The following is a 23,366-nucleotide window of genomic DNA, read 5'->3' as shown; positions in this document are numbered from 1 at the left end:
GCGACCGAGTGCGGGTTGCGATGTGGCGGCTATCGGTTGTCGCCTGCTCCGGTGGTGGTCGAGGGTCGTGGGTAGAGTTCCGCCGACATCGCGCCGAACGGCGTGCGGCTGAACACCGCCTCAACCGGGAGGTTGAAGACGTCGCTGATGCGAAACGCCAGGTCGAGGCTGGGATAGTTGTCGCCACGCTCGAGAGCGCCCACCGACTGCACGTTGACGCCCACGAGTGCGGCCAGGTCGGCCCGCGACATGCGACGCTCCGCACGCAGCACGCCGATCCGGTTGAAGATGGGGAGCTTCTCCCCGCGTCGAACAGGACTCACCTAATCAAGTGTTAGGAAAACACAACAATCTGTCAAGCACGGACGACGATTCGTTGCCGCTTGTGGGCACGCTCGACGCGGATGTGGGCACGCTCGACGCGCTTGTGGGCACGCTCGACGTGGATGTGGGCACGCTCGCGGCTACGTGTCGAGTAGCTCCATAACGTTGCGTGCGGCCTCGCGTCCGGCGCGATTCGCACCGATCGTCGACGCCGACGGGCCGTAGCCGAGGAGCTGGATGCGTGGGTCGGCGGCGACAACGGTGGCCAGTCGCCCGGTCATGACGATTCCGCCGCCGGGACCGCGCAGATGCAGCGGCGCGAGGTGGTCGAGTGCGCTGCGGAAGCCCGTGTTCCAGAAGATCACGTCGACGTCGAGATGCTCGCCGGCCCGTATCGGTGCGGTGGCACCGTCACGATCGCCGCCGTCGCAATCCCAGCACACCCCCGTTTCGGTGATCCTGGTGAACATCGGCCGCCATGTGAGGATGCCGTCGCGCCGGGCGGCGGCGATCGACGGGGTCAGTGCCAGACCGGTCACCGACACCACCGAGGTCGGCGGCAGGCCCGCACGTACCCTCGCCTCCACCCGGGCGACCGCCGCCCGTCCCCGTTCCGGGCTGAACGGCTCGGGGTCGAACCTCGGTTTGGTGCGCGAACACCAGTACGTCTGCACCCCGGGTGCGCGACGGGCGATCTCGATGAGCAGCTGAATGGCCGAGATGCCCGCGCCCACCACCAGAACCCGCAGTCCGGCGAACTCGTCGGGTCCGACGTAGTCGTGGGTGTGCAACTGGCGCCCGCGGAATTCGGCGGCGCCGGGAACGTGCGGGATGAACGGCCGGTCCCAGGTGCCGGTCGCGTTGATGATCGTGCGGGCGGTGATCTCGCCCGCGCCGGGAGCCCCAGCACCGTCGATGTGCACCTCGAACAGGTCGTCGACGGCGCGTACCGACCGTACATGCACCGGCCGGCGCACCCGCAGCCCGAACTTCTTCTCGTACTTCGCGAAATACTCGGGCACCGCCGTCGAGGCAGGGTACTCGTCGCATTCGGCCCCGAGTGCCTCGCCCAGCCCGTACCCGGGTAGGTCGTGGACGTGGTTGGCGCCCGCGAGAGTCAATGTGGGCCAACGAAACTGCCATGCGCCGCCCGGTCCGGGGGCGTGGTCGAGCACCAGGTAGCGGTCGCCGAGACCGAAACGCTGCAGAAAGTACGCCGCCGACAAACCGGCCTGCCCGCCGCCGATGACGAGCACGTCGTGGTGACGGGGCGATGCATCCGGAGAAACGGTCACCAACCCAGTGTGCCGGGTAGTGTTCGCCCCATGATTGACTCCCATGCCGACGGCGCGGTGACGACCATCGCACTCGATCGTCCCGACAAACGCAACGCCCTCAACGACGACGTGGTCACTCAACTCGCCGCTGCCTTCAACGGTGCGGTTGATTCCGGTGCGCGAGTCATCGTTCTGACCGGCCATGGCTCTGTGTTCAGTGCAGGCGCCGACCTCTCCGGCCCGGTCTACGATCCCGCATTCCTGGAGAAGCTGGTGGCCGTGCTCAAGCAGATCGAGACCACCCCGGTCCCGGTGATCGCGGCGCTCAACGGCTCGGCGCTCGGCGCCGGCCTGCAACTGGCGATGGCCGCCGATCTGCGGGTGATGGCCCCCGACGCCATCGCAGGAATTCCGGCTGCCAAAATCGGTGTGGCCGTCGATGAGTGGACCATCCGACGGTTGGTGTCGCTGGTCGGCGCGGGACAGGCGCGGGGCATGCTGATCGGCTGCGATCCCCTGTCGGCCGACCGCGCGCACGCTCTCGGGTTCGCCAACAGGATCGGCGACCTCGCCGACGCGCAGCACTGGGCGTCGGCAATCGCCGAATTCGCCCCACTGACGCTGCAGCACTACAAACTCGTACTGAATGGCGACGGTGCGCGTGACGATGCGCCCGCCGACAGGCAGCAGGCGATGCTGCGCGCCTGGGAGAGCGACGATCTCGCCGAGGGGCGCGCCGCCCGATCCGAGAAACGAAAGCCCCAGTTCACCGGCCGCTGATTCTCGCGGACAGACATTTCCGGCCATACGTCGGGAGTGTCCGGTTTGCCTCCTCGAAACATTTCGAGCGGTTGACCGAAACATCCTTCTCCTAGCGTTGGCGAGTCTGTAATCCCGACCACAGAGGAGAGGCTGATGAGTAGGGAACACCACGAGCTCAGGGACGTCGGTGAGATCGAGAACGCCGAACACAGCATCATCGCCACCGGGGCGCAGGCGGCGGCCATGCGCGAGACCCTCGAGGACTACACGCTTCGATTCGCGCCGCGCAGCTACCGCAAGTGGGGTCCCGGGGTTGTCGCGATCTCGGCGCTCGGCGGTATCGCCTACCTCGCCGACTTCGCGATCGGTGCCAACATCGGTATCGCCAACGGCACCGGAAATGCCCTGTGGGGCATACTCTTCTTCGCGGTCGTCATCGTCCTGACCGGCTATCCGCTGGCCTACTACGCGGCGCGATACAACATCGACCTCGACCTCATCACCCGCGGCAGCGGATTCGGGTACTACGGGTCGGTGCTGACCAACGTGATCTTCGCGTCGTTCACGTTCATCTTCTTCGCGCTCGAGGGGTCGATCATGGCGCAGGGCCTCAATCTCGGCCTGCACATTCCCCTGTGGCTGGGCTACCTTCTCTCGTCGGTCCTGGTGATCCCGCTGGTGATCTACGGAATGAACACACTGGCCAAACTCCAAGTGTGGACCACTCCGTTGTGGCTGATCATGATGGTGCTTCCCTTCATCTACCTCGTGATCAAGCATCCGTCGGCGGTGGGCGACTTCTTCGCATTCAGCGGTGTGGATGCGGACGGGGCGCCGCTCGGCAAGGGAGTGAGTTTCGCGGGCACGATGCTCGCGGCCGGAGTCTGCCTGTCGCTGATCGCACAGATCGCCGAGCAGATCGACTACCTGCGGTTCATGCCGCCGCGCACCCCCGAGAACAGCCGCAAGTGGTGGATGGCCACGCTGACTGCCGGACCGGGCTGGGTGTTCTTCGGCGCGATCAAGCAGATCGTCGGCCTGTTCCTGGCGGTGTACCTGATCGGCATCAGCGTCGACAACGCCGGAATCGCGAATCAGCCGGTGCACCAGTTCGTCGAGATCTACGAAGACTTCCTACCGCATTGGCTGGCACTGACCCTCGCGGTGATTCTCGTGGTGATCAGTCAGATCAAGATCAACGTCACCAACGCCTACTCGGGTTCGCTGGCGTGGACCAACGCGTTCACCCGTGTCACCAAGACCTACCCGGGACGGCTGGTGTTCCTGTTCTTCAACGTGCTGATCGCCATCATCCTGATGGAGGCCGACATGTTCAGCTTCCTCAACAATCTGCTGAACTTCTACGCCAACTGCGGTATCGCCTGGATCGCGGTGGTCGCATCCGACATCGCGATCAACAAGTACCTCCTCGGGATCTCGCCCAAGCAGCCGGAGTTCCGTCGCGGCATGATCTACAGCGTGAACCCGGTGGGGTTCTGCTCGCTGCTGATCTCCGCGGGCGGCTCGATTCTCGTGTACTTCCACGTCTTCGGAGACACCATCCAGCCGTACTCGCCGCTGGTGGCGCTGATCCTCGCGGTGGTGCTGCCGCCGATCTTCGCCGTGGCCACCAAAGGCAAGTACTACCTTCGGCGCACCGACGACGGCATCGACATCCCGATGTACGACGAGCACGGCAATCCCACCGACGCGCGACTGACCTGCTGTGTCACCGGCATCGACTTCGAGCGCCCGGACATGATCGCCTCGGCGATCCCGGGGCCGAATGGGGAGAAGCAGTACATCAGCTCGCTGGCGCTTTCGTGTGACAAGAGCGGAAAGCATGTGCTCCCCGCGCAGAAGGTCGAATCGAGCACCGCCGATATCGCGGCCACGGCCTCGGAGTAGACCCGTGTGTTGAGCGTGCCCAGATTCGGGTTGAGCGTGCCCGCTTTCGGGTCGAGCGTGCCCAGATTCGGGTTGAGCGTGCCCCGCGGGGTGGTTTCGACAAGCTCAACCAGCGGTGGGCGCGCTCGGCCGGCGGGGGGACGCTCGGCCGACGGGGGGCGCGCTCGGCCGGCGGGCTGGGCGGGTGGTTTCGACAAGCTCAACCAGCGGGGGGCGCGCTCGGCCGGCGGGGGGACGCTCGGCCGACGGGGGGCGCGCTCAACCAGCGGGCTGGGCGGGTGGTTTCGACAGGCTCAACCAGCGGGGGCACGCTCAACCAGCGGGGGGCGCGCTCGGCCGGCGGGGCTGGGTGGTTTCGACAGGCTCAACCAGCGGTGGGCGCGCTCAACCAGCGGGGGGCGCGCTCAACCAGCGTTGGTGGGCTCAACCAGCGGGTGGCACGCTCGACCAGCGTTGGTGGCGAGCTCAGTGGTGGATGGGTCCCGACCGCCGGTGCAGCGGAAGTCCCGACGCCGCATGGCGTTCGGCGATGAGCTGCGCGGCGATGGAGACCGCGGCCTCGGCCGGCGTGTGACCACCCAGATCGAGTCCGAGTGGGGAGCGCAACCGCTCGAGGTCCGCGGCATCCACACCGGCCTCGCGCAACCGGGCTAACCGGTCGTCGACGGTGCGTCGTGACCCGAGCGCACCGACGAATCCGATGCGGTCTCCGGCGCCCAGAGCCACCTCGATGGCGGGGACATCGAACTTGGTGTCATGCGTCATGACGCACACGGCGGTGTTGTGACCGGTTGCACGGGAATCGATCTCGGTCTTCAGGTAACGGTGGGGCCAGTCCACCACCACGTCGTGGGCGGCGGGGAAGCGTGCCGGGGTGGCGAACACCGCTCGGGCGTCGACCACCGTGACGCGGTAGCCCAGGTCTGCGCCGACCTTGCTGAGCGCCCGGACGAAGTCGTTGGCCCCCACCAGGATCAGTCGGGGTGGTGGTGCGAAGGTCTGGACGAAGGTGCGCGGGCGCGAACCCGCCGACGATCCACCGGCCGGGTCGTCGCAGTCGTCGACACCCACGATTCCACTGCGCCCCGACGCCAACAGGTCGGCGACGTCACCGTCGAGGCGGTGCCACGGTCGGGAGTCGCCGGGCGTGGTCAGGTGCCACTCCGGACGCGACCCCAGCGTGGTCGCCCACGCGATCGGCCGCGCGGCGGCGATCGCGGCCGACAGCTCGCGGAGTTCGGGCATGCGGTCGCGGGTGACGCACTCGACGAAGACCTCGATCTGCCCGCCACAGGTGAGACCGATCTCCATGCCGAGAGGATCGGCGACCCCGAAATGTTCGATCACCGCGTCGCCGTCGGCCAGGACACCCGCGCACGTGTCGACCAGCGCGGATTCGACGCAGCCACCCGAGACCGATCCGATCACCTCGCCGTCGCCGGTCACCACCATCGCCGAGCCGACGTCGCGCGGTGCGGGCCCGCTGGTGCCGACCACACGAGCCAGCGCAACGGGGCCACGGTCGAGGCGGTCGATCACGATCGGCAACACGTCATGCACACTCCCGATCTTAGGAAGCGTCGCGCATCTGCGCCCGCCGGGCGGCTAGGGTCCCAGCACCTCGCGCAGGTACGGGTTGACGAACACGCGGCTCGGGTCGAGACGGTCGCGGACGGCGAGGAATTCGTCGAACCGCGGATAGACCGACCGCAGGTAGTCGGCGTCCCGGGTGTGCATCTTGCCCCAGTGCGGTCGGCCGCCGTGCGCGGTCATGATCGCCTCGACGTCGTCGAAATAGGCGGCCGAATCGGCGGGGTCGTCGCGGTGATAGCGGTGCACCGCGATGTAGCCGCTCTCGCGGCCCGACGCCGTCGACATCATCAACGAGTCGGCAGCGGCGGCGCGTACCTCCACCGGGAAGCTCACGCGGTAGCCGCGGCGGGCGATCATCGCCCGGACCTCCCGCAACGCGTCGATGGTGGCGTCGAGCGGCAGCGCGTACTCCATTTCGCGGAACCGGACGTTTCGCGGCGAGATGAACACCCCGGTCGAGGTGTCGGTGTAGCTGCGCGCCGACAGTGCCCGCCCGCTGAGCTGCGCGATCGAGGTGACCGTCGCCGGGAAGCGGGCGCCGACGGCGCACATCGCGCCGAACACGGTGTTGCTGAGCAGTTCGTCGTCGATCCACCGGCGCCAGTGCGGTGGCCCACTCGGTGCCGCCTCGCCCGGCAGCCGCGTGTTCACCTTGCTCAGCGCCCGATCGGTGTGCGGGAACCAGAAGAACTCGTGATGATCGTGCGCCCGGAGGCGGTCACCGAAACCGTCCATCGCGTCGTCGACGGACAGCGGCTGTTCCTCGGCGTGCATCGAGAACGCGGGCACACACTGCACGGTGATCTCGGTCAGCACCCCCAGCGCGCCCAGACCCAGCGCCACCGCCTCGAGGTCGGGATCGTCGGGGCCCACCTCGATCACCGCACCCGAACCCGAAACCAGTGTGGCACCGACGATCTGCGTGCTGATACCGCCGAAGGCCAGCCCCGTGCCGTGTGTGCCGGTCGATGTGGCACCCGCGATGGTCTGCCGGTCGACGTCGCCCAGATTGGCCATGGCCAACCCGTGCGGCGCGAGCAACGCCGGAATCTGATGCAGGTTGGTTCCCGCCCGCAACGTGACCCGGGCTGCCGCCGCGTCGACGTCGACCACTCCGGACAGCCGCGACAGTTCGATCTGCACCGACGGCGCCACCGCGATCGCGGAGAAGCTGTGCCCGGCGCCCACGGTTTTGACCTGCTCGCCGCGAGCCGTCGCGGCGGACACGATCGCCGCGACCTCGTCGGCCGTCGCCGGATGCTCGACGCGCATCGGTGTGGCCGCCGCGGTACCGCCCCAATTGCGCCACGGCCGTAACGGAATCGCGCTCGACGCGGTCACAGAAAACATCTCCCCTCGCCCCGGTAGGTCGCCACGACATCGGTGACCCGTGCTTCACCCGACGCGCCGCGTTCCACCACGGCCACCTCGTCGGTGCGTTCGCAGATCTCGCCGGATTTGGTGTGGCGGAACCAGACCCGATCACCGATCCGGAGTCCGACAGTACCCTTGCCGCGCAGCGGGGTCTGCACCTCACCGGCCCCCTCGGTGCCGATGTAGCGCAGGCCTTTCGGCCACACCGGTCGCGGCAACCGATCGCGGTGCGGCGGACCCGACGCGATCCAGCCGCCGCCGGCGCACGTCACCATCCGGCGGCCGGGAATCCGGACGACGTCGAGCGCGAACGCCATCGCCGGTGCCGGGCGGAACCCGGCGTATCCGTCGAACAGGTGACCGCCGAAAACCCCGCTGCCCACGGCGATGTCGGTGATCGACGGGTCCCGGCCGGTCTCCTCGATCGATCCGGTGCCGCCGGCGTTGATCACCTGCAGGTCGGCGAGTTCGCGCAACTGCGCGATCACCGCCGGCCGCCGCGCACGCAGTTCGTCCATCGATCGGCGCTGCATCTCGGTGACCAGCCGGTTGCGGACGGGGGTGCCGGGGGTGGCATTGGTGGTGCCGGCCACCTGCGCCTCGTACGACATGACACCGACGAGGTCGAACCCGTTGCGCGCCACGATGTGACGCCCGAGTGTCATCGCTTCGTCGGCGGTGTGGACGGGGGACCGGCGGGCGCCGATGTGGATCTGGCCGGCCACCAGTCGTAACGAGGCGTCGAGGTCGATGGCCACGCGCACCGTGGGTCGACGGCCCGGCGCGACCACCGAGTCGATGATGTCGAGGTGGGTGGGATCGTCGACCAGCAGGGTGACGCGTTCGGTGGCCACGGGGTCGGCGAGGAACCGGGCCAGAGCCGTCCGGCGAACGGTCGGATACCCGAGGAGGATGTCGGACAGACCCTCGGTGGCCAGCCAGTGCGCTTCGGCGAGATCGAAGGCGAGTAGACCCGCGAATCCCGACCGTGCGGCGATGGTGGTGATCAGCGAACGCACCCGCAACGACTTCGTCGCCAACCGCAGCGGCACCCCGGCAGCGCGGCGTTCCAGATCGGAGATGTTGTGCGACATGGCATCTGCATCGATCACCACCACCGGACTGTCGAGTCCGGCGTCGCGGACCGCCGCGGTCAGTCCGCTCCAGTAGAGTTCGGGATCACGCGCCCACAGTCCCGGCGTGGCACCGCCGGTATCGGAATCACCTGACATACGTCGCAAGTTGGTTGACCGCCAGCTCGATGACCGTGGCGACCACCGCGTCGTCCGGGGCGGAAAGGTAGATCAGGGTGATGGACGTGGTGGTCGCGATGATCACCGGGCCCAGTTCGTCGACCGGTCGCATCCACTCGACCCCGCAGTGCAACGCGGCGGCCTTGAGGCCCTGTGCGGCCACCGCGTAGAGGTTCTCGTACATCTGCCGGCCCACACGATGGAGTTCGGGATGATTGTGGGCGTAGATGCCGAGTGAGATGGTCGCCTGCAATCGCCCGGGATCGGCCTTGAGCAGTGTGTAGAACGCGTCGAAGATGTTGAACATGTCTACGCGCATCGCCGCCGCACCCTCACCGGGTGGGGTCGACTGGGCGTCGAGGATGATGTCGAGCATGTGCTGGATGTCGCGGGGAACCGCGGTCTCCATGACCGCGGACAATAACGCCGTCCTGCTTTCGAAGGCGTAATGGAAGCTCGCCAGGGGCATTCCCGCGTGGGCACAGATGCGGCGGGTGGTGGCGCCTTCGACGCCGTGGTCGGCGATGACGCGATACGCCGACTCGATGAGTGCCGCACGTCGCTCATCAACGGACATGCGAGCCAAGAGACACCCCAGGGAGCGTGTGCGCACGCGCACGTGTGCGGAACAGGTGCGCAAATGGTAGCAGTGCGATGTCCCGGTTCGGGCCCACCAAACGAAAGTCCCGGAAGCCCCGGTGCAAGGACCCGCCCCCGGTGCCAGGACCGCCCCGGGCCAACCAGTAGGAGCGCCCCGGCCCGCGGGCGCCGGACGGTCGCGTCCGTGATCGAGGCGTTCGACGCGGACCGCGGGATAGGGTGGCCAGGTGGCGTCGACAACCGGAAAGACAGTCGGAAACAGCGGCGAGTCGGTGATCGGTCGGATCGCCGGGGCGGGGGTACGAGCGGCCGACCTCGCCACCGGCGTGCTCTCGGCCGCCGGTGTGCCCGCGGCCCGTGCACTCGGCGCCGATCGCGCCGAGATCTATCCGCACGTCGCGAAGTCACATCATCTCGTCGATGGAGTCTTCACCAATCCCGAGCCGCCCACCAGCGGCGTCGACGCCGATTTCGGTGTGATCGTCGACATGGCACGGCGGCCGGGGCGACCGAGTCGCCCGATTCCGGTGACGCGTCCACGATTCGCCGACGAAGCGGCGGCGCTCTCGGCGACGTGGCTGGGCCACGCCTCGGTCCTCGTCGAACTCGACGGAGTCCGGGTGCTGACCGACCCGGTGTTCAGTGGCCGGTGTTCCCCGAGTCGACTGGTGGGTCCGCCGCGGATGCATCCCTCCCCGGTGGCCGTGGCCGACCTCCCGCCGATCGATGTCGTCCTGATCAGCCACGATCACTACGACCACCTCGACATGGAGACGGTGGCGGCGCTGGCCGTCGCGTCGCCGGACGCGGTGTTCGTGGCGCCGGTCGGGGTGGCGGCACACCTCATCGGGTGGGGCGTGCCGGCCGAGCGCATCCGGCAGGCCGATTGGTGGCAGAGCATCGAACTGCCGGTCGGCGCGGGATCGACCACCCTGCGGTTCACCTGCGGTCCGGCGCGGCATTTCTCCGGTCGTGGCCTGACCCGCAACCTCACCCAGTGGGCCAGTTGGGCGGTGGTGGGGCCGTCGCATCGCTTCTTCTTCTCCGGGGACACCGGCTACTCCGAACGGTTCGAGGACCTCGGCGAACGTCTCGGGCCGTTCGACCTCACCTTGATCGCCGTGGGGGCCTACGACCCGGTGTGGCCCGACATCCACATCGATCCCGAGGAGGCGGTCGCGCTGCACCGCATGGTGTCGGGTGCCGCGGGCACCGATTCGGTACTCATCCCCATCCACTGGGGCACGTTCAATCTCGCCCGCCACCCGTGGGCCGAACCGATCACCCGCCTGCTCCCGCACGCCGCCCGGAACGCGACCACCGTGGTGGTTCCGCAACCGGGCGGCACCGTCGACCTGCTGCACCGCAACGGCACCGGGCTGCTGACGCCGAACTGGTGGGAGGCCTCGGCGTGAGCGGTACCGGCGGCGATGCCCTGCACGGAGGTGTCACCGCGGGAGGCGTCACTGCGGGAGGCGTCACCGAGGTGGCGCATCGGCTCACCGGCCTGAGCGCCGCCGAGGTGGCCGAGCGGGTGGCCAACGGGCAGGTCAACCGGTTGCCCGACCGGTCGGGCCGCTCGGTCGCCGACATCGTGCGGGCGAACGTCTTCACCCGCATCAACGCCATCCTCGGGGTGCTGTTCGCCATCGTCGTGTCCACCGGCTCGCTGATCAACGGGCTGTTCGGGCTGCTGATCATCGCCAACAGCGGCATCGGCATCATCCAGGAGGTGCGCGCCAAACGCACGCTGGACCGGCTGGCGATCGTCGGTCAGGTACGGCCGAAGGTGCGCCGTGACGGAAAGGTCGTCGAACTCTCGCCGGGCGAGGTGGTGCTCGACGACATCATCGAGGTGGGTGCCGGCGACCAGATCGTGGTCGACGGCGAGATCGTCGAGGCCTCGGTGCTCGACGTCGACGAGTCGCTACTCACCGGTGAGGCCGATCCGGTCGACGAATCACCCGGCGACCAGGTGCTCTCCGGCAGCTTCGTCGTCTCGGGATCGGGGGCGTATCGCGCCACCAAGGTCGGCGCCGACGCCTACGCCGCGCAGCTGTCGGCCGAGGCGTCGAAGTTCACTTTGGTGTCCTCGCAGTTGCGCTCGGGCATCGACCAGATCCTGAAGGTCATCACCTGGTTGCTGGTGCCCGCCGGCATCCTGACCATCGTCAACCAGCTGTTCATCAGTCAGAACGGGCTGCGGGCGTCGCTGCTCGGCATGGTGGCCGCGCTCGTGCCGATGGTCCCCGAGGGCCTGGTGTTGATGACGTCGATCGCGTTCGCAGTCGGTGTGATCCGCCTCGGGCAGCGGCAGTGCCTGGTCAACGAACTCGCCGCGATCGAGGGTCTGGCGCGGGTCAGCGTGGTGTGCACGGACAAGACCGGAACCCTCACCGAGAACGGGATGGACCTCTCCGAGGTGCGCCCGGTCGGCGACGCGCACGACGATGCAGGGCAACGCACGGCCGAGCAGGCGCTGGCGGCGCTCGCCGCACACGACCCCAGTCCGAACGCGAGCATGCAGGCGATCGCCGCGGCCTTCACGAATCCGCCCGCGTGGTCGGCGGCCGCGGTCGAGCCGTTCACGTCGGCCAAGAAGTGGAGCGGTGTGTCGTTCACCGACGACGCCACCGGGGCCGACGCCGGTAACTGGCTGATCGGGGCACCCGACGTGCTACTCGACGCCGACACCGACGTGGCCCGTCTGGCCTCCGACGTCGCCTCGGGCGGGTTGCGGGTGCTGCTGCTCGCGCGCACCGACGTGTCCGTCGACACCGAACCCGAGCCCGGGTCGGTGGCGCCCGGCCACGTGACGCCGGTGGCCATGGTGGTGCTCAACCAGCGGGTGCGTCCCGACGCCGGAGACACCCTCGACTACTTCGAACGGCAACACGTCGCGGTGAAGGTGCTCTCCGGCGACAACGCCCGTTCGGTGGGGGCGGTGGCCAAGTCGCTGGGACTCGGTTCACCCGACACGTCGATCGATGCCCGCCGACTGCCCTCCGACGAGGTGGAACTGGCCCGCGTGGTGGAGGACGGCACAACCTTCGGCCGGGTGAAGCCCGACCAGAAGAGGGCCATCATCAAGGCGCTCCAGTCGGACGGCAACACCGTCGCGATGACCGGCGACGGCGTCAACGACGTGCTGGCACTCAAGGACGCCGACATCGGTGTGGCGATGGGTTCGGGCTCGTCGGCGGCACGGTCGGTGGCGCAGATCGTGTTGTTGGACAACAAATTTGCCACCCTGCCCTACGTCGTGGGCGAGGGTCGGCGGGTGATCGGCAACATCGAGCGGGTCTCCAACCTGTTTCTCACCAAGACCGTCTACGCGGTGTTGCTCGCGTTGTTCGTGGGTGTGGCGGGCATCGTGGGCCACTGGTTCGGACTCGGTTCACTCAGTTACCCCTTCCAGCCGATCCACGTCACCATCTCGGCATGGTTCACCATCGGCATTCCCGCCTTCGTGCTCTCGCTGGCGCCCAACAATGAGCGGGCCCGGCCCGGATTTGTCAAACGTGTTCTGGCCCAAGCTGTTCCGAACGGAATCATCGTCGGGCTGGCGGCTTTCACCACCTACGTCATCGTCAATCCGGGTGGCACGGGCGTTGCCCTCGGCGGCGATTCGGTGGATTTGTCGCCGGAGCAGACCCAGGCCGCGACGGCCACCCTGATCACCCTGATCGCGGTGGCGGTGTATGTGCTGGCGGTGGTGGCCCGCCCCTACACCTGGTGGAAGGTGGTGCTGGTGGGGGTGTCGGTGGGCGCGTACGTGATCATCTTCGCCTGGCCGTTCACCCAGCACCTGTTCAAACTCGACTCCTCGAACTGGTGGATGAACTCCGTGGCCTTCACCTCCGCGGCCGTCGGCATCGGACTGGTGGAGCTGGTGTCGCGGATCGCTCCGCGGTTGATGGCCCGGCGCGATCTGGCCCGCGCGAGCTCGGTGCACCGCAACGCCGGCCACATCGCCGGTGCATAGACTGAAGACCGGCTCGGTGCGGCAGTGCGCTGCGACGCATGAGCCAGGCAACGTCGACGAGAAGCAGATCGGGAGCAGGCGATGGATCTCAAGGCACTGGTGGACAAGGCGAAGGCGGCTCTGAGGAGCAATCCCAGCCTCATCGACAAGGGCGCCGACGCAGTCGACAAGGTGACCGGCGGAAAATACGCCGACAAGGTGGACCAGGCACAGGAGGCCGCCAAGAAGGCCGTCGGCGCCGAGGACACCCCGACTTCCGCCCAGACCCCGCCTCCTGCGGACAGCGCGCCTCCCGCCCAGACGCCGCCCCCCGCGGACAGCGCACCACCCGCCCAGACCCCGCCGCCCGCGGACACCCCACCCCCGGCGGATCCCCAGCCGAAGTAGGCCGAACACTCAGGAGGGTTCCGTTTCGGCACGGGGATGGCGCCGAAACGCCGACACACTCCGGTCGCCGGTGATCCAGAACCGCCACGGCCGGTCGGCGGCGCGGCGCACTCCCACGCGGGGTCCTTCGCTGACCAGCGGTGGCGCCGGTGTCGTCAGGCCGGGCGTCGGCAGGTCCACCGGCAGCAACCGCACCGACGACGGTCCGTCGAGGTCGACGCCGAGATCGTTCATCGTGATGCCGAGCGCGGCACACAGGTTCCCCGGTCCGCGGGCGAGATGCTCGTCGAGTACGTGCGTGCCGCGGCGTCGGCGTGCAAGCTCGAGCCCGTCGGTCACCGCGCCTGCCCGCAGCAGCACCGCGGAGGCCTCGCCGTCGGGTCCGCTCACCACGTTCGCGCAGTGATGCCCGTGGATGCGGTACACGTAGAGCCGGTCGGCCGGGCCGTACATGATGTCCGAACGCGCGGTGCGGGTGAAGGCGTGCGACGCCGGATCGTCGGGGCCGGCATACGCCTCCACCTCGGTGATCCGCACCGTCACGCCGTGGCCGCGCAGCTTTCGGCCCAACAGCGAACGTGCGGTGACGGTGACGCTAGGCTGCAGAACCATGGCTAAGACGAGTGACTCCATCGAGATTCATCTGTCTCCGGAAGATACCTGGTCGGCGGCAACGGATCTGGACCGGTACTCGGAGTGGCTCGTGCTGCACGACGGCTGGCGGTCGCCGTTGCCTGCGCCGCACGAACTCGCCAAGGGCACCGAACTGGCCTCGGTGGTGAAGGTCAAGGGCACCCGTGTGCGATTCGATTGGGTGGTCGAGATCTACGAACCGGTCCGCGAGGTGCGGCTCAAGGGCCACGGCAAAGGCGGGGTCAAGGCGAAATTGGATCTGGCCATCGCGCCCGTGGAGATCGGATCGACTGTACTGTTCACTGTTGATCTCGGTGGGTTGCCGCTCATCGGGCCGGCGGGCAAGGCAGCGGCAATGGCAGTGTCGGGGGGTCTGAAGAAGTCGCTGGTCTCCTTCCGCGACGTCTTCGGCTGACCCGGACCCGCCGGATTCTCACGACCTGACAGCGCGTCGGCTGCGACGCGACCACCGAGGGGGATGGCACCATGGGGCGGCACAGCTCCGATTCCGACCGGCCACAAGGGCCGTCGAATTCGTCACGCGGCGAGGGTGGTTCCGAGCCGTCGGTCCGCCGCCGCGGACCCACCCAACCACCCGCGGCCGGCTCCGCCCCTCGTGATGAGCGGTCGGCGAACACGCCGCGTGCGGCGCGCTCGGCAGGCACCGGGGATCGTTTCGGATTCGCCCACCGTGAGCCGCGGTCGGGGCGCCGCGGCGCCTGGATCTGGGGGCTGGCCGCGCTGATCGTGGTGCTCGCGGTGACCGCGGGCGTCGTGGTGTGGCGCTCGGGTGCGGTCGGCGGATGCGGCGACCGCACGTCGGTGACGCTGGCGGCCGACCCGGCGATCACCGATGCCATGCGCGACGTGGCAGCCAAGGCCGCCGAGAACTCCTGCTTCGACTACACCGTCAACCCCGTTGCCGGCGCCGACGTGCCGGGCCTGTTGACCAGCGGCGACAAATCACCCGACCTGTGGGTTCCGGATTCGCAGGTTCAGGCGCGCCGCATCACCACGCAGGTGCGCAAGGATCTCGACCTGATCTCGCCGTCGGTGGCGGCCACCCCCGTCGTGGTGGTGGGCAAGGATCTCCCCAAGCTGGACAACTGGGTGCAGGTGATGAAGCTCGACGGGCTGCAGTCGGGTAATCCGATAGACACCAGCACCGGCGACGCCCCGATCATCGGTGCGCTCGCCGAGGTCGATGCCGGTTCACTCACCGACGCCCAGCTCATCGACGCGATGACGGTGCTCGCCGTGCAGCAGAACAATGCGCGACCGACCAACGACACCGAGGGCACCCGGCTCAACATCGCCAACACCTCCAATACCCCGGTCATCAGCACCGAGCAGCAGTACACGCGGTTCACGCGCACCCATCCGGGGTCGCAACTCAAGTCCGAGGTTCCCGCAGACGGCACCGTGATGCTCGACTTTCCGCTGGTCAACACCGCGCCCGCGGCGCGCGGCGACACCGCCCGCGACGCGGGCAAGGCACTGACCGATGCGCTGTCGGCCGAGGGTGGGACCACGCCGCTCACCGACGCCGGTTTCCGCGCACCCGGTGACACCAAGGGCATCACCGTGCTCACCGTCAAAGATCCGGCCCAGGTCGACAAGGCGCTACGGCAGTGGCAGGTGCTGGGTGTTCCCATCCGCACTCTCGTCGCGATCGACACGTCGGGGTCGATGGCCGATCCCGTCGGCGACACCACCCGTGCCGGCCTGACCATCGACGCCGCGCTGACCGGCCTCAAGCTGTTTCCCAACAACACCGAGATCGGCGGCTGGGCGTTCGGCATCGACAAGGGTGGTCCCGGATCGGACTGGAAAGAACTCTCGCCGATCCGCCGCCTCGACGCCAAGACCGCCGACGGCACCACCCACCGCGACGAACTGGCGAGCGCCGTGGAGCAGGGACTCGCGCCCTCACAGCTCGGTGGCGGCACCCCGCTCTACGACACCACGCTGGCCGCGTTCAAGAAGGTCCAGGACACCTACGACCCCAACTATTCCAACAGCGTCATCATCATGACCGACGGTGAGAACGAGGACCCGAACACCATCAGCCTCAACCAGCTGATCTCCGACCTCAAACGGCTCGAGGACCCGGCACGCCCGGTCCTGGTGCTGACCATCGGCATCTCCTCGGAAGCCGACACCGAGGCCCTCGACCAGATCGCCGAGGCCACCGGCGGCACGTCGTATGTGGCCAAGACACCCGACGACATCAAGTCGGTGTTCGTCAACGCGATCCGCGCCCGCGTGGCCGCCGCCGGACGCTGAGCCTGAGTATTCGGTGAGGGTTACCTACGAATGGCGGCTTGGGCCGACATGAAGCCCTCGTCGTCACGCACAATGGTGAAATGAATCACCCGAAACGGACATCATCTCGCGACGAGACCGCGGCTGCGGGCGTTCTGCGTGACCGCGTCGGTCTGGCACGCACGGGCGGGGTGGTGGCCGCTGTCGCAGCCATCGGACTGGCCACCGCGGCGTGCGGCTCCGACGACGCCGGCGACACGGGAAGCACCTCCGCGCAGGCGACGCAGACCACCACGGCCGCCGGCGGGGGAGCCTCGGCCACCGACACGGCTTCGGGCACCTTCAAGAACGGTGAGTACAGCGCGACCGGCTACTACGTTTCGCCCGGCGGTCCGCAGGAGATCGGCGTCACCGTCACCCTCTCCAACTCGGTCATCACCGCGCTCAGTCTGGACACGAGCAACACCAGGGGCACGTCGAAGGAGTATCAGGGGAAGTTCGCCAGTGGCATCGACCCGCTGGTGATCGGCAAGAACATCGACGAGCTCAATGTCAGCAAGGTGTCCGGATCGTCGTTGACCTCCGGCGGGTTCAACGACGCCATCGACCAGATCAAGAACGAGGCCAGGAGCTGACCGGGCCGGCGTGAGTGCGAGTGCCCCGGGTGAGCGCCATGGTGAGTGCACCGTGGGCGACGACGTCGACTGGACCTTCGATGCGCTCGGCACCCGCTGGGAGATCACCACCGCGGGCGAGTTGTCGGGGGCGGTACGTGACCGGATCACCGCAGAGATCGACCGGATCGACGGCGTGTGGTCGCGGTTCCGGCGCGATTCGATGGTCGCGCGGATGTCGGCCGCCGGCGGCCACTACGCGGTCGCCGTCCCCGACCGTGCGTTGCTCGACTGGTACCGAGTGCTCCACGACGCAACCCGCGGTGTGGTGACGCCGCTGATCGGGTGCACGCTCGCCGACGCCGGCTACGACGCCGACTACACCCTGCGCGTTGCCGACCGCATCCGCCCGACCCCTCGCTGGGATGACGTGATCGATTGGGACGGTGCCGAACTGGTCCTCAAGACTCCGGCACTGCTCGACGTCGGTGCCGCAGGCAAGGGGTTCGCGGTGGACCGGGTCGCGCGGCTGGTGGCCCGCCATACCGACCGCTACATCGTCGACGCCGGCGGCGACATGGTGATCTCCCCGCGCGAGACCCCGGTGCGGATCGCGCTGGAGCACCCGCTCGATCCCAGCAAGGCCATCGGGGTCGTCGCGCTGACCGGCGGCGCGTTGTGCGCGTCGGCGAGCAACCGTCGCGCATGGGCCGACTGGCACCACATCGTGAACCCTTCGACGGCGTCACCGGTTCGGGAGGTGTTGGCCACCTGGGTGAGCGCACCCGACGCCATGACCGCCGACGGGTGGGCGACGGCGCTGTTCTTCGTGTCCGCGGGCGACCTGCGATCGCACGTCACCTCCGGCGACATCGATGTCGATCACGTGACCGTCCGCCGCAACGGCACCGTGGAGCACACGGCCATGCCGGGATTGGAGCTGTTCTTGTGACGCGACTGATTCCGGCGTGGCTCACCGCGCACCGCGCGGTGTTGGTGGCGCTCGTCGTGCTGGCCGCGGTGTCGTTCGTGGTGGCCGCCACCGATGATGAGTTCGCGTATCGTCCTGCCGCACTGGCAGTGTCGCTCCTGATGGCCCTCGTCGTGAGCGCGGTGGTCACCGTCGCGGGTGCCGCGCTGGTGCGGGTGCCGCCGGGTTCGGATTCGTGGGCGATCACCGGCCTCATCCTGTTCTTCCTGATGCCGGGGATCACCGACGTCGCCTCGGCGGTGTCGATGATCGTAGCCGCCGGAGCCGCTGCGGCGTCGAAGTACGTGCTGGTGTGGCGGCGGCGGCTGATCGTCAACCCTGCCGTCGCCGGCGCGGTGGTGGCCTACGGTCTGGCCTACTCCGGCGTGAGTGTCGGTGGCACACAGCTGAGTTCACCGTTCTGGTGGGTGGCCGCCGAACCGCTGTTCTGGCCGATGGTGGTGATCGGGCTGTTGCTGGTCACAGTGCTGCGGGTGTGGGAACCGGTCATGGTGTACCTCGCCGTCGCCCTGATCACCATCGGCGTGGTCGAACTCGTTCGCGGCGGGCAGGATCTGCAGCTGTGGTTCGTGTCCACGCCCACGTTCTTCGTGGCGGCGGTGATGTTGCCCGAGCCGCTCACCTCGCCGTCGACCCGCCTGCATCGAGCGGTGTACGCGGCACTCGTCGCGGTACTCATGTTCTGGCAGCAGACATTCGAGATCACCACGTCGTTCACCCTGGAATTCGTGCCGCAGATCGCGCTGCTGGCCGGCTGTCTGTACGCCTTCGCGGTGCGACTCGCCGGGCGAGCCCCGGCAGGCCGCACGGTGCTGGCGACGAGTGCGCAGCCCATCGCCGCGCAGACCTTCGAACTCGACGGCCGCTCGTCGGCGCCGGTCGGTTTCACCCCGGGGCAGTGGGCCATGCTGAGCGCGCCGTCGTGGTCGACGCCGCTGTGGGGCGGGTCGCGTCGCGTGTTCTCCTTCGCCTCGGCACCCGACGACGACGCGGTGCGCTTCGGTTTCACCGTCGGCTCCGCGGGCGGCGTGTCGAGCTACAAATCCGCCCTGATCGAGGGAACCACGCACCGGCTGTACCTCGACGTGGTGGGCGGCGACTTCACGCTGCCCCGGGCGTGGCGACGTGACGCCGCACGGCGACCACCGGTGGTTCTCATCGCCTCCGGTATCGGTATCACTCCCTTCGCCTCGATGGTCGCAGCCGGGCTCGCCAGCGACAAGAACCTGACCGGACTGCGGCTCGTGCACGTCGTCCGTGCCGCCGACCGTGCCGTGTATACCGCCGACCTCGCCGCCGCGGCGGCAGCCGGGGCCCAGCTCGACGTCATCGAATCTGCCGACCCGGCAAAGGAATTCGCCGATCCGGCCCGGCTGTCCGCGATCGTGGGGGCGACGTGGACCGGAGATGCCGCGACGCGATACTACGTGTCGGGAGCGCCAGACTTCGTGCGGAACACCGCGACGTCGGTGCGACGGATGGAATCCGGTGTCGGGTGGCGCTTCTGGCGGCTGCGCACCGACACATTCCTCGGGTACTGACCGGACCGAGTGACCGACGGTGGCGGCTCAGCCGTCGTCGACCGCTACCCCGTGCAGCACGCTCAACGCCCGTTCGACGATGGGGGAGTCGTCGCCGGCACGGTGCGCCGCGACGAGGTCGACGCCGGGGACCTCGGGGCGTATCGGCAGGTAACGCACTCCGGCCACACCGAGGGCGGCGGTGGGTTCGGGCACCATGGCTACACCGAGACCCGCCGCGACAAGGGTCACCAGAGTGGAGGTCTCTTCCACCTCGTGGCGGATCTGCGGGATGAAACCCGCTGCGGCACTAAGCGTTGCGAGTTGGGTATGCATCACCGACCGGCCCCGGCCCGCGTGCGAGACGAAATCCTCGCCGCGGAGGTCGGCCAGAGCGACGCTGGGTTGTCCGGCGAGTGGGTGACTGTCGGCGAGAGCGACGAGGAGTCGGTCGCGTCGGACGTGGGTCACGCTCACCTCGGGTGCGGCGATCGGCGGACGCAGCAAGGCGAGGTCGATGTCGCCGGCGAGGAGGGCCGCCATCTGCGCGGGCGCGAGCATCTCGCCGCGGACGCTGACGTCGACGTCGGGCAGCTCACCGCGCAACGCGCGGACCAGCCGGGGCAGCAGCGAGTAGGTCGCCGACCCGACGCAACCGATCGCGAGACGTCCCTGCCGTCCCTCGGCGACGCGCTGCGCGTGGGTGCCGGCGTTGTCGACGGCGTCGAGGATTGCGATGACCCGTTCGAGATAGGCCTCGCCGGCCGGGGTCAGTTCCACCTTGCGTGTGGAGCGTTGCAGCAGGGTGAGGCCCAGTTCCGACTCGAGTTGCCGGATCTGTTGCGACAGCGGCGGCTGCGCGATGTGCAGGCGTGCCGCTGCGCGGCCGAAGTGCAGTTCCTCGGCCACCGCGCGGAAGTATCGCAGGTGACGCAGCTCCATCACTCCAGCGTAAACCCATATATATCTGAAAGGTCTCATTCAATCTCAAATGGATACTTCCCAATATGATCGCTGGTTCTTACCGTGGGACCCATGAGTACCGCTACCGATGTCGTCATCTCTTCGCCCCTGCGCACCCCGGTCGGACGCATGGGCGGGGCGCTGGCCCCGCTCTCCGTGACCGATCTGGCGACCGGATTGCTGCGCGAACTCGTCGCGCGCACCGGACTCGGTGAGGGCGACGTCGACGACGTGATCCTCGGGCAGGGGTACGCCAACGGCGAGTCGCCCGCCATCGGGCGCATCGCCGCCCTCGATGCCGGACTCGGTGTCGGCGTTCCGGGCATGCAGGTGGATCGGCGGTGCGGATCGGGTCTGCAGGCCGTGCTCAACGGCGCTGCCCAGGTGGCAACCGGGGCAGCCGGTCTGGTGATCGCCGGTGGCGCCGAATCGATGTCGAATGTCGAGCACTATGCGCTCGGCCTGCGCACCGGTGTGCGGCAGGGTGGTGTGGAGTTGATGGATCGCCTCGACCGTGGTCGGCTGACCGCCGGCGGCGCGTCGCATCCGGTGCCCGGCGGCATGATCGAGACCGCCGAGAACCTGCGGGCGCAGTACCGGATCTCCCGTGCCGAGCAGGACGAGGTGGCGGTGCGCTCGCATCAGCGCGCCATCGCCGCACAGGAGTCGGGTCGGTTCGCCGACGAGATCGTCGCGGTGACCGTGCCCGGGCGGCGCGGCAAGCCCGACGTCGTCGTCGACCGTGACGAGCATCCGCGCGCAGATGTCTCCCTCGAATCGCTTGCCGCCCTGCGGGCCGTACGACGCAAGGTCGATCCGGATGCGACCGTCACCGCGGGCAACGCGTCGGGGCAGAACGACGGCGCCGCAATGTGTGTGGTGACCACCCGCGCCGAAGCCGACCGGCGCGGCCTGCAACCCCTGCTGGCGTTGCGCTCGTGGGCCGTGGCGGGATGCCCGCCGGAGACGATGGGGATCGGGCCGGTCGGTGCCACCGCGAAAGCCCTCGACCGGGCCGGACTCACCCTCGACGACATCGACCTCATCGAACTCAACGAGGCGTTTGCCGCGCAGGTTCTCGCGGTGCTGGCCGAGTGGAAGGTCGACGCCGACGACGAGCGACTCAATCCGAACGGATCGGGAATCTCACTCGGCCACCCGATCGGGGCCACCGGCGCCCGCATCCTCGCCACCGCCGCCTACGAGGCGCATCGACGCGATGCCCGGTACGTGCTGGAGACCATGTGTATCGGCGGCGGACAGGGACTGGCCGCGGTCTTCGAGGTGGCCCGGTGAGCGCGGTCGATCTCGCCGCCACACTCAGCGGACCGGCCGATGCGCCGGTGGTGGTGCTGTCCAATTCGCTGGGGTCGACCCACCGCATGTGGGACGCGCAGCGCGATGTCCTCGAGGAGCGGTTCCGGCTGCTCCGCTACGACACCCGCGGACACGGCGCATCACCGGTGCCGTCGGGCCCCTACAGCATCGACGATCTCGCCGACGACCTCGTCGCCCTGCTCGACCGCTTCGGTATCGACTCCGCGCATCTCGTCGGTCTCTCGCTGGGCGGCATGACCGCGATGCGGGTGGCCATCCGCAATCCCGAACGCGTCGACCGTGTCGTATTGCTGTGCACCGCGGCGCATTTCCCGCCGGCTTCGTCCTGGGTGCAGCGTGCCGCCACGGTGCGCGACGCGGGCTCCGGTGCCGTCGCCGACGGTGTCCTGAGCCGCTGGTTCACCCCGGACTACCTTGCCGGCCAACGTGATCAGGTGGCCGCCTGGCGAAACATGATCGCCGGCACGCCCGCCGAGGGTTACGCCGGTTGTTGTGAGGCCATCGCCGCGATGGATCAGCGCGGCGACCTGTCGGCGATCAAGGCGCCCACGCTGGCCATCGCCGGTGCCGACGATCCCGCCACACCACCCGAGCGTCTCGCCGAGATCGTCGACGCCGTCCCCGACGGCCGGTTGCTGGTGGTCGACCACGCCGCCCACCTCGCCAACGCCGAACAACCCGCAATCATCACCCCCGCAATCATCAACCACCTGGAGCAGTCATGACTCGCCACGCCGGCCCCAACACACTGCACACGTCCAAGATCGCGGCGTCGACTGCGGCCGCGGTCGCCGACATCCCGTCGGGATCGAGTCTCGCGGTCGGCGGATTCGGGCTTGCCGGCATCCCGTGGTTCCTCATCGAATCCCTCCTCGAGCAGGGTGCGGACGGACTGACCATCGTCTCGAACAACTGCGGGGTGGACGGCGCGGGACTGGGTCTGCTGCTCGAGGCGCGCCGCATCGACAAGGTGATCGCCTCCTACATCGGGGAGAACAAGGAGTTCGGACGGCAGTTCCTCGCCGGTGAGGTGACCGTGGAACTCACCCCGCAGGGCACGCTGGCCGAGCGGATGCGCGCCGGAGGCAGCGGGATCGGCGCCTTCTACACCCCGACCGGAGTGGGCACGCTGGTCGCCGAGGGCGGATTGCCCTGGCGCTACGCGCCCGACGGATCGGTGGCACTCGCCTCGCCGCCGAAAGAGGTACGCGAATTCGGCGGCAAGCAGATGGTGCTCGAGGAGGCCATCGTCACCGACTACGCGCTGGTGCGCGCCGCCGTCGTCGACACCGCCGGCAACTGCCAATTCCATGCCGCCGCACGAAACTTCAACCCGCCCGCGGCGATGGCCGGCCGCGTGACCATCGTCGAGGCCGAGCGAGTCGTGGAGGCCGGAGCGATCGACCCCGCCGACGTGCACCTGCCTGGCATTTTCGTGCAGCGCATCGTCGAGCTCACCCCCGAGCAGGCTGGGCGCAAGGAGATCGAGCAGCGCACCACCCGGCCCCGGCCGGTGCGCCAGGGCTGCGAGAACACCGACACCGCAACCACATCCGCCGCCATTCCGGTCGGCTGACAC

The 23,366-nt window shown here is 68.6% G+C and carries 21 protein-coding genes; 13 read left to right on the top strand and 8 right to left on the bottom strand.

The window, feature by feature from the left end; genetic code table 11:
* Positions 1-29: 29 nt before the first annotated feature.
* Both ACWDTD_RS03555 and ACWDTD_RS03550 read right to left on the bottom strand, forming a co-directional pair.
* On the bottom strand, positions 30-323 hold the full coding sequence (locus tag ACWDTD_RS03555; RefSeq protein ID WP_449745683.1) for a helix-turn-helix transcriptional regulator: 294 nt from the start codon (positions 321-323) through the stop codon (positions 30-32).
* Positions 324-464: 141 nt separating this feature from the next.
* Positions 465-1,664 (bottom strand): NAD(P)-binding domain-containing protein, encoded by a 1,200-nt coding sequence (locus ACWDTD_RS03550; RefSeq protein WP_449745682.1) that lies wholly within the window; start codon positions 1,662-1,664, stop codon positions 465-467.
* Between ACWDTD_RS03550 and ACWDTD_RS03545 the strand changes: the two genes are divergently transcribed.
* On the top strand, positions 1,650-2,381 hold the full coding sequence (locus ACWDTD_RS03545) for an enoyl-CoA hydratase (protein ID WP_449745681.1): 732 nt from the start codon (positions 1,650-1,652) through the stop codon (positions 2,379-2,381). The two genes, ACWDTD_RS03550 and ACWDTD_RS03545, sit on opposite strands and share 15 nt — an antisense overlap.
* Before the next feature lie 135 nt (positions 2,382-2,516).
* Positions 2,517-4,271, top strand: coding sequence for a purine-cytosine permease family protein (locus ACWDTD_RS03540; protein ID WP_449745680.1), 1,755 nt, complete (start codon positions 2,517-2,519; stop codon positions 4,269-4,271).
* 465 nt (positions 4,272-4,736) lie between these two features.
* On the opposite strand, the gene ACWDTD_RS03535 is transcribed toward ACWDTD_RS03540, so the two are convergent.
* From ACWDTD_RS03535 to ACWDTD_RS03520, 4 genes are read right to left on the bottom strand one after another with little or no spacing between them, the layout of a single operon-like run.
* A complete protein-coding gene (locus tag ACWDTD_RS03535) occupies positions 4,737-5,831 on the bottom strand; it encodes an XdhC family protein (RefSeq protein WP_449745679.1) in 1,095 nt (364 codons plus the stop codon).
* Positions 5,832-5,876: 45 nt separating this feature from the next.
* Entirely contained in the window at positions 5,877-7,214 is a 1,338-nt protein-coding gene (locus ACWDTD_RS03530; protein WP_449745678.1) for a D-arabinono-1,4-lactone oxidase, read from the bottom strand.
* Positions 7,202-8,470, bottom strand: coding sequence for an alanine racemase (locus ACWDTD_RS03525; RefSeq protein WP_449745677.1), 1,269 nt, complete (start codon positions 8,468-8,470; stop codon positions 7,202-7,204). Before ACWDTD_RS03525 ends, ACWDTD_RS03530 begins: the two co-directional genes overlap by 13 nt.
* Complete coding sequence (locus ACWDTD_RS03520) at positions 8,460-9,077, bottom strand: TetR/AcrR family transcriptional regulator (protein ID WP_449745676.1); 618 nt, start codon at positions 9,075-9,077, stop codon at positions 8,460-8,462. Before ACWDTD_RS03520 ends, ACWDTD_RS03525 begins: the two co-directional genes overlap by 11 nt.
* Before the next feature lie 241 nt (positions 9,078-9,318).
* Between ACWDTD_RS03520 and ACWDTD_RS03515 the strand changes: the two genes are divergently transcribed.
* The 3 genes from ACWDTD_RS03515 (at position 9,319) to ACWDTD_RS03505 (ending at position 13,463) form a co-directional block, all read left to right on the top strand.
* Positions 9,319-10,506, top strand: coding sequence for an MBL fold metallo-hydrolase (locus tag ACWDTD_RS03515; RefSeq protein WP_449745675.1), 1,188 nt, complete (start codon positions 9,319-9,321; stop codon positions 10,504-10,506).
* Between the two features lie 71 nt (positions 10,507-10,577).
* Positions 10,578-13,076 (top strand): HAD-IC family P-type ATPase, encoded by a 2,499-nt coding sequence (locus tag ACWDTD_RS03510; RefSeq protein WP_449745926.1) that lies wholly within the window; start codon positions 10,578-10,580, stop codon positions 13,074-13,076.
* An 81-nt stretch (positions 13,077-13,157) separates the two neighbouring features.
* A complete protein-coding gene (locus ACWDTD_RS03505) occupies positions 13,158-13,463 on the top strand; it encodes an antitoxin (RefSeq protein ID WP_449745674.1) in 306 nt (101 codons plus the stop codon).
* A 9-nt stretch (positions 13,464-13,472) separates the two neighbouring features.
* On the opposite strand, the gene ACWDTD_RS03500 is transcribed toward ACWDTD_RS03505, so the two are convergent.
* The gene (locus tag ACWDTD_RS03500) at positions 13,473-14,096 is read right to left on the bottom strand and encodes a DNA-3-methyladenine glycosylase (RefSeq protein ID WP_449745673.1); all 624 of its coding nucleotides are present in this window, start codon (positions 14,094-14,096) and stop codon (positions 13,473-13,475) included.
* Here ACWDTD_RS03500 and ACWDTD_RS03495 point away from each other — a divergent pair.
* From ACWDTD_RS03495 to ACWDTD_RS03475, 5 genes are all read left to right on the top strand, one after another.
* Entirely contained in the window at positions 14,074-14,511 is a 438-nt protein-coding gene (locus ACWDTD_RS03495) for a type II toxin-antitoxin system Rv0910 family toxin (RefSeq protein ID WP_449745672.1), read from the top strand. The genes ACWDTD_RS03500 and ACWDTD_RS03495 overlap by 23 nt on opposite strands.
* A 71-nt stretch (positions 14,512-14,582) precedes the next feature.
* On the top strand, positions 14,583-16,382 hold the full coding sequence (locus tag ACWDTD_RS03490) for a substrate-binding domain-containing protein (RefSeq protein ID WP_449745671.1): 1,800 nt from the start codon (positions 14,583-14,585) through the stop codon (positions 16,380-16,382).
* Positions 16,383-16,462: 80 nt separating this feature from the next.
* On the top strand, positions 16,463-16,996 hold the full coding sequence (locus ACWDTD_RS03485; protein WP_449745670.1) for an FMN-binding protein: 534 nt from the start codon (positions 16,463-16,465) through the stop codon (positions 16,994-16,996).
* A 52-nt stretch (positions 16,997-17,048) separates the two neighbouring features.
* Positions 17,049-17,927: an FAD:protein FMN transferase gene (locus tag ACWDTD_RS03480; RefSeq protein ID WP_449745669.1), complete on the top strand. Its 879-nt coding sequence runs from the start codon at positions 17,049-17,051 to the stop codon at positions 17,925-17,927.
* Positions 17,924-19,507, top strand: a complete 1,584-nt coding sequence (locus tag ACWDTD_RS03475; protein WP_449745668.1) for an FAD-dependent oxidoreductase — start codon at positions 17,924-17,926, stop codon at positions 19,505-19,507. Before ACWDTD_RS03480 ends, ACWDTD_RS03475 begins: the two co-directional genes overlap by 4 nt.
* 27 nt (positions 19,508-19,534) lie before the next feature.
* Here ACWDTD_RS03475 and ACWDTD_RS03470 read toward each other — a convergent pair whose 3' ends face one another.
* Positions 19,535-20,428: a LysR substrate-binding domain-containing protein gene (locus ACWDTD_RS03470; protein WP_449745667.1), complete on the bottom strand. Its 894-nt coding sequence runs from the start codon at positions 20,426-20,428 to the stop codon at positions 19,535-19,537.
* Positions 20,429-20,521: 93 nt separating this feature from the next.
* Between ACWDTD_RS03470 and ACWDTD_RS03465 the strand changes: the two genes are divergently transcribed.
* From ACWDTD_RS03465 to ACWDTD_RS03455, 3 genes are read left to right on the top strand one after another with little or no spacing between them, the layout of a single operon-like run.
* Complete coding sequence (locus ACWDTD_RS03465) at positions 20,522-21,745, top strand: acetyl-CoA C-acetyltransferase (RefSeq protein ID WP_449745666.1); 1,224 nt, start codon at positions 20,522-20,524, stop codon at positions 21,743-21,745.
* On the top strand, positions 21,742-22,512 hold the full coding sequence (pcaD, locus tag ACWDTD_RS03460; protein ID WP_449745665.1) for a 3-oxoadipate enol-lactonase: 771 nt from the start codon (positions 21,742-21,744) through the stop codon (positions 22,510-22,512). The genes ACWDTD_RS03465 and pcaD overlap by 4 nt, the downstream gene beginning before the upstream one ends.
* Positions 22,509-23,363 (top strand): CoA transferase subunit A, encoded by an 855-nt coding sequence (locus ACWDTD_RS03455; protein WP_449745664.1) that lies wholly within the window; start codon positions 22,509-22,511, stop codon positions 23,361-23,363. The genes pcaD and ACWDTD_RS03455 overlap by 4 nt, the downstream gene beginning before the upstream one ends.
* The last annotated feature ends 3 nt before the right edge of the window (positions 23,364-23,366 follow it).

Source organism: Gordonia sp. NPDC003425 (genome assembly GCF_053588635.1).
This window is presented reverse-complemented; position numbering and strand designations above follow the sequence as displayed.